General features: G+C 62.3%; 13 protein-coding genes. 4 read left to right on the forward strand and 9 right to left on the reverse strand.

Annotated elements, in window-relative coordinates:
- Nucleotides 1–45: 45 nt before the first annotated feature.
- The 3 genes from creB (at nucleotide 46) to creD (ending at nucleotide 3,738) form a co-directional block, all read left to right on the forward strand.
- Nucleotides 46–726, forward strand: a complete 681-nt coding sequence (gene creB / locus BLP82_RS15485) for a two-component system response regulator CreB (RefSeq protein WP_092169486.1) — start codon at nucleotides 46–48, stop codon at nucleotides 724–726.
- On the forward strand, nucleotides 726–2,144 hold the full coding sequence (gene creC, locus BLP82_RS15490) for a two-component system sensor histidine kinase CreC (protein ID WP_092169489.1): 1,419 nt from the start codon (nucleotides 726–728) through the stop codon (nucleotides 2,142–2,144). The genes creB and creC overlap by 1 nt, the downstream gene beginning before the upstream one ends.
- Nucleotides 2,145–2,364: 220 nt before the next feature.
- Nucleotides 2,365–3,738 (forward strand): cell envelope integrity protein CreD, encoded by a 1,374-nt coding sequence (creD, locus tag BLP82_RS15495; RefSeq protein ID WP_092169493.1) that lies wholly within the window; start codon nucleotides 2,365–2,367, stop codon nucleotides 3,736–3,738.
- 197 nt (nucleotides 3,739–3,935) lie between these two features.
- Here the strand turns inward: creD and BLP82_RS15500 are convergent, their stop codons facing one another.
- The 8 genes from BLP82_RS15500 to BLP82_RS15540 all read right to left on the reverse strand — a co-directional run bounded on the left by BLP82_RS15500 (nucleotide 3,936) and on the right by BLP82_RS15540 (nucleotide 13,324).
- Entirely contained in the window at nucleotides 3,936–4,565 is a 630-nt protein-coding gene (locus BLP82_RS15500; protein WP_092169497.1) for a glutathione S-transferase, read from the reverse strand.
- 191 nt (nucleotides 4,566–4,756) lie between these two features.
- Entirely contained in the window at nucleotides 4,757–4,936 is a 180-nt protein-coding gene (locus BLP82_RS15505; RefSeq protein ID WP_092169502.1) for a hypothetical protein, read from the reverse strand.
- Nucleotides 4,933–6,063 carry a PepSY-associated TM helix domain-containing protein gene (locus BLP82_RS15510; RefSeq protein WP_092169507.1) on the reverse strand — a complete coding sequence of 377 codons (1,131 nt, stop codon included), beginning with the start codon at nucleotides 6,061–6,063 and terminating at the stop codon, nucleotides 4,933–4,935. The genes BLP82_RS15505 and BLP82_RS15510 overlap by 4 nt, the downstream gene beginning before the upstream one ends.
- A gap of 217 nt (nucleotides 6,064–6,280) precedes the next feature.
- Nucleotides 6,281–8,719: a TonB-dependent siderophore receptor gene (locus BLP82_RS15520; RefSeq protein WP_092169512.1), complete on the reverse strand. Its 2,439-nt coding sequence runs from the start codon at nucleotides 8,717–8,719 to the stop codon at nucleotides 6,281–6,283.
- A 251-nt stretch (nucleotides 8,720–8,970) separates the two neighbouring features.
- Nucleotides 8,971–9,945: a FecR domain-containing protein gene (locus tag BLP82_RS15525; protein ID WP_092169516.1), complete on the reverse strand. Its 975-nt coding sequence runs from the start codon at nucleotides 9,943–9,945 to the stop codon at nucleotides 8,971–8,973.
- A complete protein-coding gene (locus BLP82_RS15530; RefSeq protein WP_072405804.1) occupies nucleotides 9,942–10,460 on the reverse strand; it encodes an RNA polymerase sigma factor in 519 nt (172 codons plus the stop codon). The genes BLP82_RS15525 and BLP82_RS15530 overlap by 4 nt, the downstream gene beginning before the upstream one ends.
- A 225-nt stretch (nucleotides 10,461–10,685) precedes the next feature.
- Nucleotides 10,686–11,393, reverse strand: coding sequence for a 3'-5' exonuclease (locus BLP82_RS15535; RefSeq protein WP_092169521.1), 708 nt, complete (start codon nucleotides 11,391–11,393; stop codon nucleotides 10,686–10,688).
- Nucleotides 11,390–13,324 carry a putative nucleotidyltransferase substrate binding domain-containing protein gene (locus tag BLP82_RS15540; RefSeq protein WP_305883176.1) on the reverse strand — a complete coding sequence of 645 codons (1,935 nt, stop codon included), beginning with the start codon at nucleotides 13,322–13,324 and terminating at the stop codon, nucleotides 11,390–11,392. The genes BLP82_RS15535 and BLP82_RS15540 overlap by 4 nt, the downstream gene beginning before the upstream one ends.
- A gap of 260 nt (nucleotides 13,325–13,584) precedes the next feature.
- Between BLP82_RS15540 and BLP82_RS15545 the strand changes: the two genes are divergently transcribed.
- A complete protein-coding gene (locus tag BLP82_RS15545) occupies nucleotides 13,585–14,031 on the forward strand; it encodes a response regulator (protein WP_092169530.1) in 447 nt (148 codons plus the stop codon).
- Nucleotides 14,032–14,289: 258 nt separating this feature from the next.
- Here BLP82_RS15545 and BLP82_RS15550 read toward each other — a convergent pair whose 3' ends face one another.
- The gene (locus BLP82_RS15550) at nucleotides 14,290–16,467 is read right to left on the reverse strand and encodes a malate synthase G (protein WP_092169534.1); all 2,178 of its coding nucleotides are present in this window, start codon (nucleotides 16,465–16,467) and stop codon (nucleotides 14,290–14,292) included.
- Nucleotides 16,468–16,528 lie beyond the last annotated feature (61 nt).

A 16,528-nucleotide genomic window follows, 5' to 3' on the forward strand; every position in this document is an offset into this window, starting at 1 on the left:
GCTTGCGGCACCGTTCCGGCAACTTTACAGCCGGGCTCGCAAGCCATGCCTCATATCCTGATTGTCGAAGACGAAGCCGCCATCGCCGATACGTTGGTGTTTGCCCTGCAAGGGGAGGGGTTCGACACCACGTGGCTGAGCCTTGGCGCCGCCGCCCTCGATTACCAGAAGAACACCCCGGCCGACCTGATCATCCTCGATGTGGGTCTGCCGGATATCAGCGGATTCGAGACGTGTAAAAATCTCAGACGTTTCAGCGACGTTCCGGTCATCTTTCTGACAGCCCGGGATGGCGAGATCGATCGGGTGGTGGGTCTGGAAATCGGTGCCGACGATTATGTGGTCAAACCCTTCAGTCCCCGTGAGGTGGCGGCCCGGGTCCGGGCGATCCTCAAGCGCGTAGCGCCGCGACCGGCGGCGGACTCCAGCACAGCGTTGTTCCTGGTGGACAGCGACCGGGTGCAGATCAACTATCGCGGCAAACCGCTGAACCTCACGCGCCACGAATTTCGTCTGCTGAACTGTCTGTTGGAGCAACCCGAGCGGGTCTTCAGTCGCGAACAATTGCTCGATGCCTTGGGCGTTGCCAGCGATGCCGGCTACGAGCGCAGCATCGACAGCCACATCAAGAGCGTGCGTGCCAAGTTGCGCCTGGTCCGGGCCGAGGCCGAACCGATCCAGACACATCGAGGCCTGGGTTACAGCTACAGCCCGGGGCACAGCTGATGTCGCTGGGGATCCGGATTTTCCTGGTGTATGTGCTGTTTATCGCCCTGACCGGCTATTTCGTGCTCAACACGGTCATGGAGGAAATCCGCCCCGGCGTGCGCCAGTCCACCGAAGAAACCCTGGTGGACACCGCCAACCTGATGGCCGAGATCCTGCGGGACGATTTCAAGGCCGGCACCCTCAACCAGAATCGCTGGCCGCAATTGCTCAAGGCCTACGGCAAGCGCCAGCCGGCGGCGACGATCTGGGGCCTGCCGAAGAATCAGGTCAGCCATCGCATCTACGTCACGGATGCCAACGGCATCGTGGTGCTCGACTCCAGTGGCGTGGCGGTAGGGCAGGATTACTCGCGCTGGAACGACGTCTACCTGACCCTGCGCGGCCACTACGGCGCCCGCTCGAGCCGTAGCGATCCGGACGATCCGGCGTCTTCGGTGATGCACGTCGGCGCGCCGATCCGCGACAACGGCCGGATCATCGGCGTTGTCACCGTCGCCAAGCCCAACAGTTCCTTGCAGCCTTATGTCGACCGCACCGAACGGCGCCTGTTGGCCTACGGCGCCGGCCTGGTCGCCCTGGGCTTGTTGCTGGGCGGCTTGCTGTCGTGGTGGCTCAGCGCGGCATTGCGGCGTTTGACGAGCTACGCCCAGGCGGTCAGCCAGGGGCGTCGGGTGGAAGTGCCGCATTATCGTGGCGGCGAGTTCGAGCAATTGGCGGGTGCCGTGGAACACATGCGCACCCAACTCGAAGGCAAGGCGTACGTCGAGCGTTACGTGCACACGCTCACCCACGAACTCAAGAGCCCGCTGGCGGCGATTCGTGGCGCCGCCGAGCTGCTGCAAAGCGACATGCCCGCCGCCCAGCACCAGCGCTTCGTCAGTAACATCGACAATGAAAGTGCGCGCATGCAGCAGTTGATCGAACGCTTGCTCAACCTGGCCCAGATCGAGCAGCGCCAGGGGTTGGAAGAAGAAGTCTCGGTACCACTGGCGGCGTTAATGGACGAGTTGCTGGAAGCGCGCGGCGGCTGGATCGAAAGTCGCCAGTTGAAGGTCGAACGGCACATCGCTGCCGACCTGACGTTGACGGGAGAGCCGTTCCTGTTGCGCCAGGCCTTGGGCAATTTGCTGGAAAACGCCCTGGACTTCACCCCCGTCGACGGCCTGCTACGAGTCAGCGCCGAGCGCCATGGGAGCCGCGTCGAGATCCGCTTGTTCAACCAGGCTGCGCCGATCCCCGACTACGCGCTGCCCCGCCTGAGCGAACGCTTCTACTCCCTGCCGCGGCCGGACAGCGGCCGCAAGAGCACCGGCCTGGGGCTCAACTTCGTGGAGGAGGTGGTGCAGTTGCATGGGGGGCAGTTCAGTATTGGCAATGTCGAGGGCGGGGTGGAGGTGGTTTTGCGGCTGCCCTGAAACCGCAGTTGCTATCTGACTAAACACCCATTCCTGTGGGAGCGAGCTTGCTCGCGATTGCGGGGTACCAGTCGGCATAACTGGCGCTGACCCACCGCCATCGCGAGCAAGCTCGCTCCCACAAAGGTTCCTGGTTCTCCACACAATCTCCACATTCCCCCCATAAACCCCTCACACAGCCACCCCAGACTCTCCCTCATTCAAACAGGGAGAGCCCCACATGAACCGCAGCCTCGCCATAAAACTGGGCATGATCGCCCTCTTGATTCTCTTGCTGATGATTCCGCTGTTGATGATCAACGGCCTCATCGATGAGCGCCAGGAATTGCGCGACGGTGTGCTGCAGGACATCGCCCGCAGCTCCAGCTACAGCCAGCAATTGATCGGGCCGATGATCGTGGTGCCGTTTCGCAAGAGCGTGAAGGTCTGGAACACCAACGAGAAGACTGGCGTGCGTTTCCTGGAAACCGTCGAGCGAACGGGCGAGTTGTATTTCTTGCCGGAACAATTCGAACTCGACGGCCAGGTCCGCACCGAAACCCGTGCCCGAGGCATCTACGAAGCGCGGATGTTCCACGCTGATAACCGGATCGATGGCCGCTTCAAGGTGCCAGAGCGCTACGGTGTCGCCGCCAAGGACTTTGCCGACTACCGCTTCGACGAACCGTATTTGAGCGTTGGTATCAGCGATATTCGTGGCATCGAGAACGCGCTGACCCTGACGCTGAACCAGCAGACCGTCGACTTCCTGCCCGGTTCGCGGCTTGGCTGGCTGGGGCAGGGTGTGCATGTGCCGCTGCCGATGATCACCGCCCAGGGCGGCCCCGAGCTGACCTTCGGTTTTGACCTGCGCCTGCAAGGCACTGGCGAGTTCCAGATTCTGCCGGTGGGCAAATCCACCAAAGTGCACTTGTCGGCGGACTGGCCGCACCCGAGCTTCATTGGCAACTATCTGCCCAGCAATCGCGAGATCAATGAGCAGGGTTTCAGTGCCGACTGGCAGACGTCGTTTTTCTCCACCAACCTGCTGGAAACATTGCAAGCCTGTGAGCCGAGCGATGGCTGTGAAGCGTTCCGCAGCCGGGCCTTCGGTGTGAGCTTCATCGACCCGGTGGACCAGTACCTCAAGAGCGACCGGGCGATCAAATATGCGCTGCTGTTCATTGCCCTGACGTTCGCCGGCTTCTTTCTCTTCGAAGTGCTCAAGAGCCTGGCGGTGCATCCGGTCCAGTATGCCTTGGTGGGCGTGGCGCTGGCGTTCTTCTACCTGCTGCTGTTGTCGCTGTCGGAGCACATCGGCTTCACCCTGGCGTACCTGGTGTCGGCCAGTGCTTGTGTCGTGCTGATCGGTTTTTATGTCTGCCACGTGTTGCGCAGCGTGAGCCACGGCCTGGGTTTTTCGGCAGGGCTGGCGGGTTTGTATGGTTTGCTCTACGGCCTGTTGAGCGCGGAGGACTATGCGTTGTTGATGGGGTCGCTGTTGCTGTTCGGCCTGCTGGGCGTGTTCATGGTGCTGACCCGCAAGCTGGATTGGTATGGGGTCGGGGCGAAACCGGCCGCGGCGATGGCCTTCGATCTGGGAGAAGTGAAATGAGTCGGTCGTTGGGGTTGCGTGAGGAACAGCGGGAGGGGGCGATGTTGGTGGCGCTGATTGCCGGGTTGTTTCCGCTGGACCGCAGTGGCCCTATCGCGAGCAAGCTCGCTCCCACAGGAGATCCCGGTCGTCCAGGCGAAGCAACCCAATGTGGGAGCGAGCTTGCTCGCGATGGGGCCGGTGCAGCCAGTGCAGCACTAAACCTTGGGCACCGTCGCTGCCATTGAAGGCCGCAAGCTCACCTCGGCAAACCACGCCGCCAATTGTGGGTTGGACTTGCGCCATTCCAGGTCCGGATGGCGCAGGTCCAGATAGCCCAGGGCGCAGGCCACGCTGATGGACGCTACGTCGAAATGGCAGGCCAGTTCGGCGATCGCCTCGGCTTCGAGCAGGCCCAGGGCCCGGCGAATCTTGTCCCGTTGCGCATCGAGCCACTCGTCCCAATGTTTTTCCACAGGACGTAGCGCGGTTTCGTAACGGATCATCACCGCCGCATCCATGATTCCATCAGCCAGGGAGGCCAGGGTCAAACGCCGCCAGCGGGACGCACCCTCGCGAGGGATCAGCGGGTTGCCGACATGCTGCTGATCGAGGTAGTCGAGAATGACCCGGCTGTCATGGATCACCGTCCCGTTGGCCAGGCGCAGGGCCGGGATCTTGCTCAACGGGTTGTCATCGATCAGTACAGGGTCCGGCTTGACCGGCGTGAGCTGGCTGAGCTGCAACGCCACGCGATCCTGCTGGCCGGTTTCGTGCAACAGCACCAGGACCTTGCGGACGAAGGGCGAAGCGGGGTTGTGGAACAGCGTCATGCTGGGGGTGGACATGCGGGTATCCTCGATAAACGGCCAGGGGCTTAGCCTAGACAGTTCCGGGGCGGCTGGCGAGGGGGCGGATAGCCTGACTCGATTCCCATGTGGGAGCTCGCTCGCGAAAGCGGTACGTCAGACAAGTCACTGCGATTGACACTCCGTCTTCACGAGCAAGCCCGCTCCCACAGGTTTCATGCCTGGCCGGGTTATCCGCGCTTGAGCAATCCCCAGACTCCCAGTGCCGTTGGAATCCCCAGGCCGACCCAGGCCACTGCATCCCACGCTCCATCGCCCAGCAACGCCGAAAACAACCCTGCCGCGCTCAGTGCGCCAATCAACACGGGAATACCAAACACTTTCCAGAAACTCGACTGCCGTGGCCTCACGAGGCGACCTCCGTACCGACCGTTGCACGCCTGGCCGCCTTGCGCCGCACCAGCCACAGGTAGACGCCGCTGCCGAGGACGATGATGGTGAGCACGTCAAGGGTGGCCCAGAAGATCTGCATCGGCCGGCCACCGTAGTCGCCGAAGTGCAACGGTAGAGACAGGCTCATGACGTCCATGTACCACGGTCGCTCGGCCACAGCGGTGACCTCCAGGGTGCTGGCATCGATCAACACCGGCGTGAGCAAGTGCGAGGTCAGGTGGGTGCTGCCTTTCATGAACACGCCGTAGTGGTGTTGGCTGGAAAACAACGTGCCGGGGAAGGCGATGAAGCTGGGCTCCATGCCCGGCGCGACCTCCTTGGCGATGTCGAGCAAGCGAGTGGCCGGGGCCAATTGCGTCAGCGGCGGGGTGTTGCGATAGGGTTCGACCATGGCGCTGAGGCTGTCGTTGCGCCAGGCGGCGATGATCAGGTCGGCGCACGCGGCAATCACGCCGGTGACGCCCACGGTGAGCGCCCAGACCAGCGTCACCACGCCGATCAGGTTGTGAAGGTCCAGCCAGCGCAGGCGCGTGGATTTGTCCTGGCGCACCGTGGCGAATTTCAACCGGCGCATGAAGGGCAGGTACAGGACCACGCCGGAAACGATGGCGATCACGAACAATAGCCCCATGAACGCCAGCAGCAACTTGCCCGGCAAACCCGCGAACATATCCACGTGCAGGCGCAGCATGACCATCATGAAACCGCCGTTGGCCGAGGGCATTTCCAGGGCCTCGCCGGTGCGCGCATCGAGCATGAAAGTATGGGAGGAATTGGGCTCGGTGTCCGGTGTCGGCGCCATGATGGTGAAGATGCCGTTGGGCTCGTCTTCGTCCCAGCCAAAATACTGGACCACTTCACCCGGACGATGGGCCTTGGCCTTTTCCACTAACTGCTGGAGGTCCAGGTGTGGCGTGTCGGCAGGCATCTCCCGGAACTCGGGAGCGTCGCCCAACAGGTGTTCGATTTCATGGTGGAAGATCAACGGCAGCCCGGTGATCGCCAGCATCAGCAGGAACACCGTGCAGATCAGGCTGGTCCAGGTGTGTACGAAGGACCAGCGGCGGATGGTTTTGCTTTTCATGAGCGATCCGAATGCAAGAGGGCCTCGATGCCTGAGCCCCTTCAGTCCAGTCATGAAACCTGTGGAAGCGAGCTTGCTCGCGAAAGCGGTGTGCCAGACAACATCAATGTTGACTGTTACGCCGTCTTCGCGAGCAAGCTCGCTCCCACAGGGATTTCATTTGACTGGCAGGTCTCGGGTACAGGTGCCCTCAAAAGGTTTTGCAAATGCTAACCGTTTACCATTTGTAATTCACGCTGGCGACGACGTTGCGTTGGTCGCCGTAGTAGCAATAGAAACCATCGCAAGTGGACAGGTAGTCCTTGTTGAAGATGTTCTTCGCATCCACCGCCACCGTGACGCCTTTGAGGGTCTTGTTCAAACGCCCGAGATCGTAGTGGGCCGACGCGTCGTACACGGTATAGGAGCCGACATGGCCCCAATCGGTGTTGGTGGTATTGCCGTAGGTGTCGCCGACATAGCGCACACCGGCACCGACACCGAAGCCATCCAGCGGGCCGTTGTGCCAGGTGTAGTCCGCCCAGGCGGTGGCTTGGTTGCGCGGCACCTGGGCCATGCGCTTGCCTTTTTCCGCAGCGGTGCCCTTGGTGATTTCACTGTCGTTGTAGGTGTAGGAACCGATGAGCTTCAGGTTGTCGGTCACATCGCCCGAGGCTTCCAGTTCCAGGCCGCGCACCTGGACTTCACCCACTTGGCGGGTGACGTTGTTTTCGGTCACGGAGTTGTTTTTCTGGGTCAGGTCGAACACCGCGGCGGTCAGCAAGGTCTTGGTGCCCGGCGGTTGATACTTGATGCCGGCTTCGTACTGCTCGCCTTCTGTTGGCTTGAACGCTTCGGTGCTGTTGACGGTTGAACCGGCCGCTGCCTGGAACGACTGGGCGAAGGAAATGTAGGGCGTCACACCGTTATCGAAGACGTAGCTCAACGCCGCGTTGCCGCTGAATTTCTTGTCGCGCTGGGTGTTGGTGACGTTGTTCTGGTTGTGGAATTCGGTGCCGGTGTGAATCCAGTCTTCACGGCCGCCGAGGGTCAGGCGCCAGTTGTCCAGGGCGATCTGGTCCTGGACATACAGGCCGGTCTGGTTGGTCTTCTGGTTGTAGTCATACATGGTGAAGTACTGGACGTTGGAGAAATCCTGTCCGTAGATCGGGTTGTGGATGTTGCTGGTCGGCACGCCGGTCGAGCCCCACAGCCAACGGGAATTGCTGTTGGAGCGCTGGTGATCCAGGCCCAGCAGCAGGGTGTGACTGAGGGCGCCGGTCTGGAAGTCGGCCTGGAAATTGTTGTCCACGGCGAACTGGCTGATGTCTTCGTCAACGACACTTGCGCTGCGCTTGATGGTGCCATCGGCGCTGACTGCTTCCTCGGGCCCCGCCGGCCAGAATTGCCCGCCAGCGGAGATGCCCTGGGTTTCCAGGTCGCTCTTGGTGTAGCGCAGGTTCTGGCGGAACTGCCAGGTGTCGTTCAGACGGTGTTCGAACGCATAACCGAGGGCGTAGTAGGTACGGTCGTAGAATTCCCAATCCGGATCGCCGAGGTTTTTGTGGTGGGAAATCTTGCCTGCTGGCGAGGACAGCTTGGTGCCTTGGAGCGGCAGGAATTGCCCGGTGATGCCGGTGTCGTCGCGGGTGTACTGGGACAGGAAGGTCAGGCGCGTGTCGTCGTTGATGTTCCAGGTCAGGCTCGGCGCGAGGTTGTAGCGCTTGTCCGGGATGTGGTCGACCTGGGAGTTGCTGTCGCGCACGGTGCCGCTGAGCCGATAGAGGAACTGGCCTTCGTCATCGACTTTGCCGGTGCTGTCGAAGTTGATCTGCTTATGTTCGTAGCTGCCGGCCTGCAACTCGACCTCATGGCTGCTTTCGGCCTGTGGGCGACGGCTGACCATGTCCAGCATGCCGCCAGGTGGCGTCTGGCCGTAGACCGAGGAGGCCGGGCCGCGGAGCACGGCGATGCGCTCAAGGTTCCAGGGTTCGATTTTCGGCGTGATGTAGTTGCCCTTGGGCAGCGGCAGGCCATCGAGGAATTGGGTCGGTACGAAGCCGCGCACCAACAGCCAGTCGTTGCGCGAATCCGAGCCGTAGCCGCTGCTCTGCACGCCGGCGGTGTAGCGCAGCGCGTCATTGAGGTTGAGGACCGAACGGTCCTCCATCTGTTGGCGGGTGACCACGGAGACGGAGCGCGGCAGTTCGACGATCGGCGTGTCGGTCTTGGTGCCGGCGGCGGTGCGGGTGGCGACATAGCCCTCGGTCGGGCCCCACGCGGTTTCGCTGAGACCGGCGCCGATCACGCTGGTTTCCGGCAAGGCCATGACGCCTTCAGGTACGGCCACCAGGCTGTAGGTGCCAGCGCTGCTTTGTTCCAGTTGCAGGCCGGTGCCGCGCAAGGCCTCGCGCAATGCGCCGGTGGCGTCGAACTGGCCCTGGACCGGGGCCGAGGTCTTCCCCGAGGCCAGGGACGGATTCAGGCTCAGTGCGAGGCCGGCCTGGCTGGCGATCTGGTTCAAGGTGCTGGCCAGGGGCGCGGCGGGCAGGTTGTAGGTGCGCACGCTTGTGGCTTGTTCGGCGGCCAGCAGCGGGGCGCTGGTCAACGGGACGGCGAAGGCAATGGCAACGGCCAACAGGCTGGGGCGCAACAGGGTGTCTAGCGGGCGGGACATACGGCGGCTCCTGAATGGAAATATTTCTCAATTGCCTGGGTGCCGAATGAAAGTTGAAAAGTGATAGGGCTGGATGAAAATAATTTAGATTCAGTTTTGGGGGCGACCTGGGTTTTGTGGTGTGTGGGATGGCCTTTTCGCGAGCAAGCTCGCTCCCACATTGACCGGGTCGTCCACAATACTGTGGGCGCCGCCATTCCCCTGTGGGAGCGGGCTTGCCCGCGAAGGCGGCCTGCCTGACACAACATCCCTCAGGGCTTGGCACCGCTCCTCGGTTCCACGACCACCCACCATTTCGTGTGATATCCGATCTGCACCGGCAAAGTCGGCAGCAGGGCGGTCAGCGCCAGGTCGGTGTCGTGCAGCGGGAAACTGCCGGTGATGCGCAGGTCGGCCACTTGTGGCTCGACACCGAGGTAGCCGCGCCGGTAACGCCCCAACTCATGGATCAGGTCTTCAAGGCGGGCGTTGTCCACCACCAGCATGCCGCGGGTCCAGGCATCGGCGCCGGGGCTCAGGGCAACGGTTGGCCCGAGGCCGTCGCGGCGCATCAGCACTTGTTGGCCTTCGCGCAGGATCTGTTCGCTGTCCGTGGCCTGGGGATGCGCCGCCACGGCGGATTTCAACACGCTCAGGCGCGTCCCTTCGTCTTCGCGCTTGACCAGGAATCGTGTGCCCAACGCGCGCAGGCGGCCTTCGCGGGTCTCGACAATGAACGGGCGCGGGTCGTCGTGGCCGGTTTCCACCAGGATTTCGCCTTCCTGCAGGACGATACGGCGCTGCTTGTCATCAAAACGCACGTCCAGCGCACTGTGGGTGTTGAGGTTGATCAGCGTGCCGTCGGCCAGGCGCAGGGTGCGTTGCTCGCCTGTCGCGGTGCGCTGATCGGCCAGCCAGTAATCCAGCGGCAGGTAACGTTCACTGGCAAACAACGCCAGGCCGATGACCGCGACAACGCTGGCCAGGCCGCTGCCGAGCTTGCGTATCCGTCGACGAATGCTCACCCGCGATTGCAGCAACGCCGCCCGCGCCGGCCCATTGGCCACGCTGAAGCGCTGGTCGAGCATGCCCAATTGCCGCCAGGCGCGGGCGTGCTCTTCATCGGCGGCATGCCAGCGGGCGAACGCTTCATGCTCCTGGGCGCTGCTCGCGTCCAAGGACAACTGCCAGGCAATGGCGGCATCCAGCACGCTGGCCGAGACCGGTTTGGCATGGGCCTGGCTCATGTCGGTTCACCGTACAGGGCGATGTAGCACTGCCGGATGCCTTGGGCCAGGTACTGCCGTACCCGCGGCACCGAAACCCCCAGGCGCTCGGCGATTTCGGCGTGGCCGAGGCCGTCGAGGCGGTTATAGAGGAAGGCTGCGCGGGCCTTGCTGGACAGTTTGCCGAGCAGGCGATCGATGGCCTTGAGGTCTTCCAGGATGATTTGCTGTTCTTCCACCGAAGGCTGCTCGGCCTCGGGGATCAGCATCAGTTCGGTGAGGTAAGCCTGCTCCAATGCCGCTCGACGGAAATAATCGAACAACAAGCCCTTGGCGATGGCCACCAGAAACGCCCGGGGTTCGCGGGGCGCCTTCAGGTCCTCGCGACCCAGCAAGCGCACAAAAGTGTCCTGGCTCAGGTCTTCCGCCCGGTGCGCACACGCCACGTTGCGTCGCAGCCATGCCAATAGCCAAGCGCGATGGTCACGGTACAACGCACCAACCAAATCACTATGAGGACTGGGAACTGACGACACGAAGCATCACCGACGTTTTAAGTAACGAGAATTGTTCGCGATTGTGGCAGAGGCGGGGGCGGGAAAGCAATTGGCGCTGGTCGGGCGGTGCAGGTAAGGAAATTGAGGCCGGGTTCTGTGTGGGAGCGAGCTTGCTCGCGATAGCGACAGGTCAGTCAACTTCGATGCCGACTGACAGTGCGCCATCGCGAGCAAGCTCGCTCCCACAGTGAGTGTGTTCATCTTTCAAAGAGAAGGCGCCTGCTGCCGCCGTCTCCACTGGCCCAGGCGCTGTTGCAGCTCAAGCGGGCTGTGGATCTGTTGCTGGCGGGCGCGGCTGAACAGGATCAGCGCCAGTTCCGCCGTGGCCAGGGCGTCGGCGCTGGCGTTGTGGCGGTCGAAGACTTGCAGCTTGAACCAGTCGATCCACTCGTCCAGGCCGGACTTGCGCAGATTGGCTTGTGGACAAAGCATCGGAGCCAAGTCCGCCACGTCGAGGAACGGATGCTGCAGGCGATAGCCCAGATGATCTTTCAAGGCACGCCCGAGCATGTGGGAGTCGAACGGCGCGTGAAAGGCCAGCAGTGGGCTGTCGCCCACGAACGCCATGAACGCCAGCAGTGCCTCCGCCGGGTCGCTGCCGGCGGCGATGGCACTGGGCGCCAGGCCATGGATCAACACACTGGGGCCGAGCTTTTGCTGATTGCACTGCAACGTACGTTCGAATTGCTGGCTGAAGTCGATGGCGCCGTCTTCGATGACCACCGCGCCGATGGACAGCACCTGGTCCTTGTTCAGGTTCAAGCCGGTGGTTTCCAGGTCCAGGACGACCCAGCGTTGCGCCCGCAGGTCGCCTTCGCCCAGTGGCGAGGGCGCGGGCAGGTGCTCCAGGCGCTGCTGCAGCGCGTCGGGCAATGTCGGCTGGGCCGGGCGCAGCCAGGAAAACAGGTTCACAACTGGTACCTCAGCGTCAGGCTGCTTTGCAGGCGTTGGGCCTGGCGCAGGGACTCGCGCAGGATGCGTCGGTCCAGATGGTTGAGGCTGTCGGGGTCGACGCGGTTGGAATAGGGCAGGTTCTCGCGGGTTTGCAGTTGGTGTTGCTGCATGCGGGTCTGCTGGATGAAGTGATAGGCCTCTTCATAGGCCGCGCCATCGAGCGGTTCGATCACTTCCTTGACGACCAGTTGCCGCAGGCGTTCCAGGGTATTGTTGGCTTCGATGCCGTTGGCCAGGGCCAGCAGGCGGGCGCCGTCGACGAAGGGCGTCAGGCCCTGCACTTTCAAGTCCAGGGTCGCCTTTTCGCCATTCTTGCGGCTCAGCACGAAATCCCTGAAGCGTCCCACCGGCGGGCGATGACGCAGTGCGTTCGCGGCCATCATGCGCTGGAACAAGCGATTGTCGGCCACTTGATCAAGGATCTGCTGGCGCAACTGCTCGCAACCTTGCTCATCGCCCCAGACCACCCGCAGGTCGAAATAGATGCTCGAACCCAGCAGGTTTTCCGGCGTCGCTTCGCGAATGAATGACGCGAAGCGCCGGGCCCATTCGGCGCGGGACAGGCACAGCTCGGGGTTGCCGGCCATGATGTTGCCCTTGCACAAGGTGAAGCCGCACTGAGCCAGGCTCTGGTTGATCTGTTGGGCGATGGGCAGCAGCAGGCCGCGGATCTGCGCGGCATGGGCGGCGTCCCGGGCTTCGAACAATATGCCGTTGTCCTGGTCGGTGTGCAGGGTTTGCTCGCGCCGGCCTTCACTGCCGAAACACAGCCAACTGAACGGCACCCCCGGGTCGCCTTTGTCGGCCAGGGTCAGCTCGATGACGCGGCACACGGTGTGGTCGTTGAGCAGGGTGATGATGTGGGTGATCTGGGTCGAGGACGCGCCGTGGGCCAGCATGCGCTCCACCAGTTGGCCGATCTCGCCGCGCAGGGCCACGAGGTTTTCCACCCTGGGGGCGTTGCGGATGGTCCGGGCCAGGTGCACCAGGTCGACGCGCTGCAAGGAAAACAGATCGCGCTCCGAGACCACGCCACACAGGCGCTGGTCCTTGACCAGGCAGACGTGGGCGATGTGGCGCTCGGTCATGGCGATGGCCGCGTCGAAGGCGCTGTGGTCCGGCGAAAGGAAGAAGGGAGCCTGGGTCATGTGTCCTGCGATGGCCTGGGAAAAGTCCCCGGAACCATCGGCCACCACCTGCCGCAGGTCGCGCAAAGTGAAAATCCCCACTGGTGCTTTTTGCTCATTGACCACCACGATGCTGCCGACCTGCTGCTCGTGCATCATTTTCACGGCTTCGCGCAGCGGCGTGTCCGGGCTGCAACTGACTGGATGGCGCATCGCCAGTTCCCCCAGCCGCGTATTGAGGGAGTACTGGGTGCCCAGGGTTTGCGCGGATTTCTGCTGGACCTGTTGGTTGACCTGATCGAGCAGGCTGCTGACCCCGCGCAGGGCGAAATCGCGAAACGGGGCGGACAGGGCGAAGAGCTTGATGAAGGCCAGTTTGTTCAGTTGCAGGCAGAACGTGTCTTCGCCGGCCCGGTGCTCGGTGCGCGTGGCCCGTTCGCCCAGTAGCGCGGCAAGGGGGAAACATTCGCCGGTGGTGATCTCGAAGGTGGTCTCGGTGCCACCCTTGGCCGAATGCGGGCGTTCGCCCACCACCCGGCCCTGCTTGACGATGTAAAAGTGCTCCACCGGGCCGTCGGCCGGTTTGATGATGGTGTCGCCCGGGGCGTAGAAACGCAGCAGGCATTGCTCCACCAGATACGCCAGGTGGGCATTTTCCATTTGGTTGAACGGCGGAAAGCGCTGGAGAAACTGCAGCGTCCCCTGGATGTTTTGCAACACCGCGGTTTTCCCTGCCTGGATGAAGGCGTCCGCTTTTTTCATAGCCATTACGCAGTCTTATTCGAATTGTTGTGGTCGGATCTGTTCTGCCATGGTCGGCCCCTCAGCGCGGGGTGCCCATTGGACGTAAGTCTAGGTCGCGGCCTAAGGGCCGCACTCACGGAAAAGTCTTACGCCAGGCGTCAGAAAAATCTTCATTGAATGTTCTTGGAAAAAAATCCGACGAAGTGCACATTGAAGCGCCGCCGAACGATGTCTGACCACTGTGCCAGGGGATCGATTTAAAGAACGTAGAGAGCACCATGCCTGACCACGATATTTTGAGTGACGACGAGCGCGAGGCGCTGAATGCCGTCATGCTGGAACCTGACTTGCCGCCGCAGCGTGTCTTGATCGTTGATGACGATAAGGACGCCCGTGAGCTGTTGTCGGAGATCCTGGCCTTGGACGGAATTCACTGCATGACCGCCGCCAGCGGCGAAACGGCACTCAAGATGCTGGAAACCAAGCCGTCGATCGGCCTGTTGATCACCGACCTGCGCATGGGTAATGTCGATGGCCTGGAACTGGTCCGCCTGGTGCGCGAGTCCGAGCGGGCAGCGCTGCCGATCATCATCGTGTCAGGCGATGCCGACGTGAAGGACGCCATCGAAGCGATGCACTTGAGCGTGGTGGACTTTCTGCTCAAGCCGATCGATACCGACAAGCTGCTGGGGTTGGTCAAGCATGAGTTGGGGATGGATCTTTAAGACCTCCAGTGGAGCATAAACTGTGGCGAGGGGATTTATCCCCGCTGGCTGCGCAGCAGCCCAACAGAGTTCAACCCAATCAACCTGACACACCGAGCCGACAGGCTTTAGGGTTGCTTCGCAACCCAGCGGGGATAAATCCCCTCGCCACAAATGCAGCGCTTGGCGTTATTGCCTGAGTTGGCAGTACTGTTACTTCCAATGAAAAAGCCCCGATCTTTCGATCAGGGCTTTTTTTGTGCCGCTTCTACCGCTCAATCACAACCCATTGGCGGCCTTGAACTCGCGACGGCGACGGTGCAGCACCGGCTCGGTGTAGCCGTTAGGTTGCTTGGTGCCTTCGATCACCAGTTCGACCGCCGCCTGGAAGGCGATGTTGCTGTCGAAGTCTGGCGCCAGCGGCCGGTACAGCGGGTCGTTGGCGTTCTGGCGGTCGACCACCGATGCCATGCGCTTGAGGCTTTCCATCACCTGGTCTTGCGTGACGATGCCGTGGCGCAGCCAGTTGGCGATGTGCTGGCTGGAGATACGCAGCGTGGCACGGTCTTCCATCAGGCCGATGTCGTTGATGTCCGGCACCTTGGAGCAGCCGACGCCCTGGTCGATCCAGCGCACCACGTAGCCGAGGATGCCCTGGGCATTGTTGTCCAGTTCATTCTTGATCTGCTCCGGCGTCCAGTTCGGGTTGACGGCCAGCGGGATGGTCAGGATGTCGTCCACCGAAGCGCGAGCGCGCTTGGCCAGTTCGGCCTGGCGAGCGAACACGTCGACCTTGTGGTAATGCAGCGCGTGCAGGGCGGCGGCGGTCGGCGAGGGAACCCACGCGGTGTTGGCGCCGGCCAGCGGATGAGCGATTTTCTGTTCGAGCATCGCCGCCATCAGGTCCGGCATCGCCCACATGCCTTTGCCGATTTGCGCGCGACCTTGCAGGCCGGTGCTCAAGCCGATATCGACGTTCCAGTTTTCATAGGCGCCGATCCACTTCTCGGCTTTCATGTCGGCCTTGCGCACCATCGGGCCGGCTTCCATGGAGGTATGGATTTCATCGCCGGTACGGTCGAGGAAGCCGGTGTTGATGAACACTACGCGTTCGCTGGCGGCCTTGATGCAGGCCTTGAGGTTGACCGTGGTACGGCGCTCCTCGTCCATGATCCCAACCTTGAGGGTGTTGCGCGGCAGGTTCAGCACGTCTTCGACGCGACCGAACAGCTCGTTGGTGAACGCGGCTTCTTCCGGGCCGTGCATCTTCGGCTTGACGATGTACACCGAGCCGGTGCGGCTGTTGCGGCGCGAGGTGTTGCCGTTGAGGCTGTGGATCGCCGCCAGGCTGGTGACCAGGCCGTCGAGGATGCCTTCCGGCACTTCGTTGCCGTGCTTGTCCAGGATCGCGTCGATGGTCATCAGATGGCCGACGTTACGCACGAACAGCAGCGAGCGGCCGTGCAGGGTCACGCCCGAGCCGTCGACGGCGGTGTAGACACGGTCAGGGTTCATGGTCCGGGTAAACGTCTGGCCGCCCTTGGCGACTTCTTCCGACAGGTCGCCCTTCATCAAGCCGAGCCAGTTGCGGTAGATCACCACTTTGTCATCGGCGTCGACGGCGGCGACCGAGTCTTCGCAGTCCATGATGGTGGTCAGCGCTGCTTCCATCAGGATGTCTTTGACGCCGGCGGCATCGGTCTGGCCGACGGGCGTGCTGGCATCGATCTGGATTTCGAAGTGCAGGCCGTTGTGTTTCAGCAGCACGGCAGTCGGTACCGAGGCATCGCCCTGGAAGCCGATCAGTTGGGCATCGTCACGCAGGCCGCTGTTGCTGCCGCCCTTGAGAGCGACCACCAGTTTGCCCTCGACGATCTTGTACGCGGTGGAGTCGACATGGGAGCCGGCCGCCAGGGGGGCCGCTTCATCGAGGAAGGCGCGGGCGAAGGCGATGACCTTGTCGCCGCGTACCTTGTTGTAGCCTTTGCCTTTTTCCGCGCCGTCGGCTTCGCTGATGGCATCGGTGCCGTACAGCGCGTCGTACAGCGAACCCCAGCGGGCGTTCGAGGCATTGAGGGCGAAGCGGGCGTTCATCACCGGTACCACCAGCTGCGGGCCGGCCATGCGGGCGATTTCGTCATCGACGTTCTGGGTCGTGGCTTGGAAATCCGTCGCTTCTGGCAGCAGGTAGCCAATGTCTTGCAGGAAGGCTTTGTAAGCCACGGCGTCGTGGGCCTGGCCGGCACGGGCCTGGTGCCAGGCATCGATCCGCGCCTGGAAATCATCGCGTTTGGCGAGTAGGGCTTGGTTCTTCGGGGCCAGGTCGTGGATGACCTTGTCGGCACCGGCCCAGAACGCATCGGCGGTGAGGCCGGTTCCGGGAATGGCTTCGTTATTCACGAAGTCGAACAGGACTTTGGCGACCTGCAGGCCACCGACTTGAACGTGTTCAGTCATTGCTTGCCTCACTCTGCTCAGCTATTTCGCTTTTCAGCTCTTCGATTTTGACAATGAAGCC

The sequence above is a fragment of the Pseudomonas sp. NFACC37-1 genome, from assembly GCF_900101575.1.
Classification (GTDB): Bacteria; Pseudomonadota; Gammaproteobacteria; order Pseudomonadales; family Pseudomonadaceae; genus Aquipseudomonas; species Aquipseudomonas fluorescens_AA.

Bases quoted from the DNA above. Each gene is read 5' to 3' on its own strand.
- creB (WP_092169486.1), top strand. From the start codon at position 46: ATGCCTCATATCCTGATTGTCGAAGACGAAGCCGCCATCGCCGATACG.
- creC (WP_092169489.1), top strand. From the start codon at position 726: ATGTCGCTGGGGATCCGGATTTTCCTGGTGTATGTGCTGTTTATCGCC.
- creD (WP_092169493.1), top strand. From the start codon at position 2,365: ATGAACCGCAGCCTCGCCATAAAACTGGGCATGATCGCCCTCTTGATT.
- BLP82_RS15500 (WP_092169497.1), bottom strand. From the start codon at position 4,565: ATGTCCACCCCCAGCATGACGCTGTTCCACAACCCCGCTTCGCCCTTC.
- BLP82_RS15510 (WP_092169507.1), bottom strand. From the start codon at position 6,063: ATGAAAAGCAAAACCATCCGCCGCTGGTCCTTCGTACACACCTGGACC.
- BLP82_RS15520 (WP_092169512.1), bottom strand. From the start codon at position 8,719: ATGTCCCGCCCGCTAGACACCCTGTTGCGCCCCAGCCTGTTGGCCGTT.
- BLP82_RS15525 (WP_092169516.1), bottom strand. From the start codon at position 9,945: ATGAGCCAGGCCCATGCCAAACCGGTCTCGGCCAGCGTGCTGGATGCC.
- BLP82_RS15540 (WP_305883176.1), bottom strand. From the start codon at position 13,324: ATGAAAAAAGCGGACGCCTTCATCCAGGCAGGGAAAACCGCGGTGTTG.
- BLP82_RS15545 (WP_092169530.1), top strand. From the start codon at position 13,585: ATGCCTGACCACGATATTTTGAGTGACGACGAGCGCGAGGCGCTGAAT.
- BLP82_RS15550 (WP_092169534.1), bottom strand. From the start codon at position 16,467: ATGACTGAACACGTTCAAGTCGGTGGCCTGCAGGTCGCCAAAGTCCTG.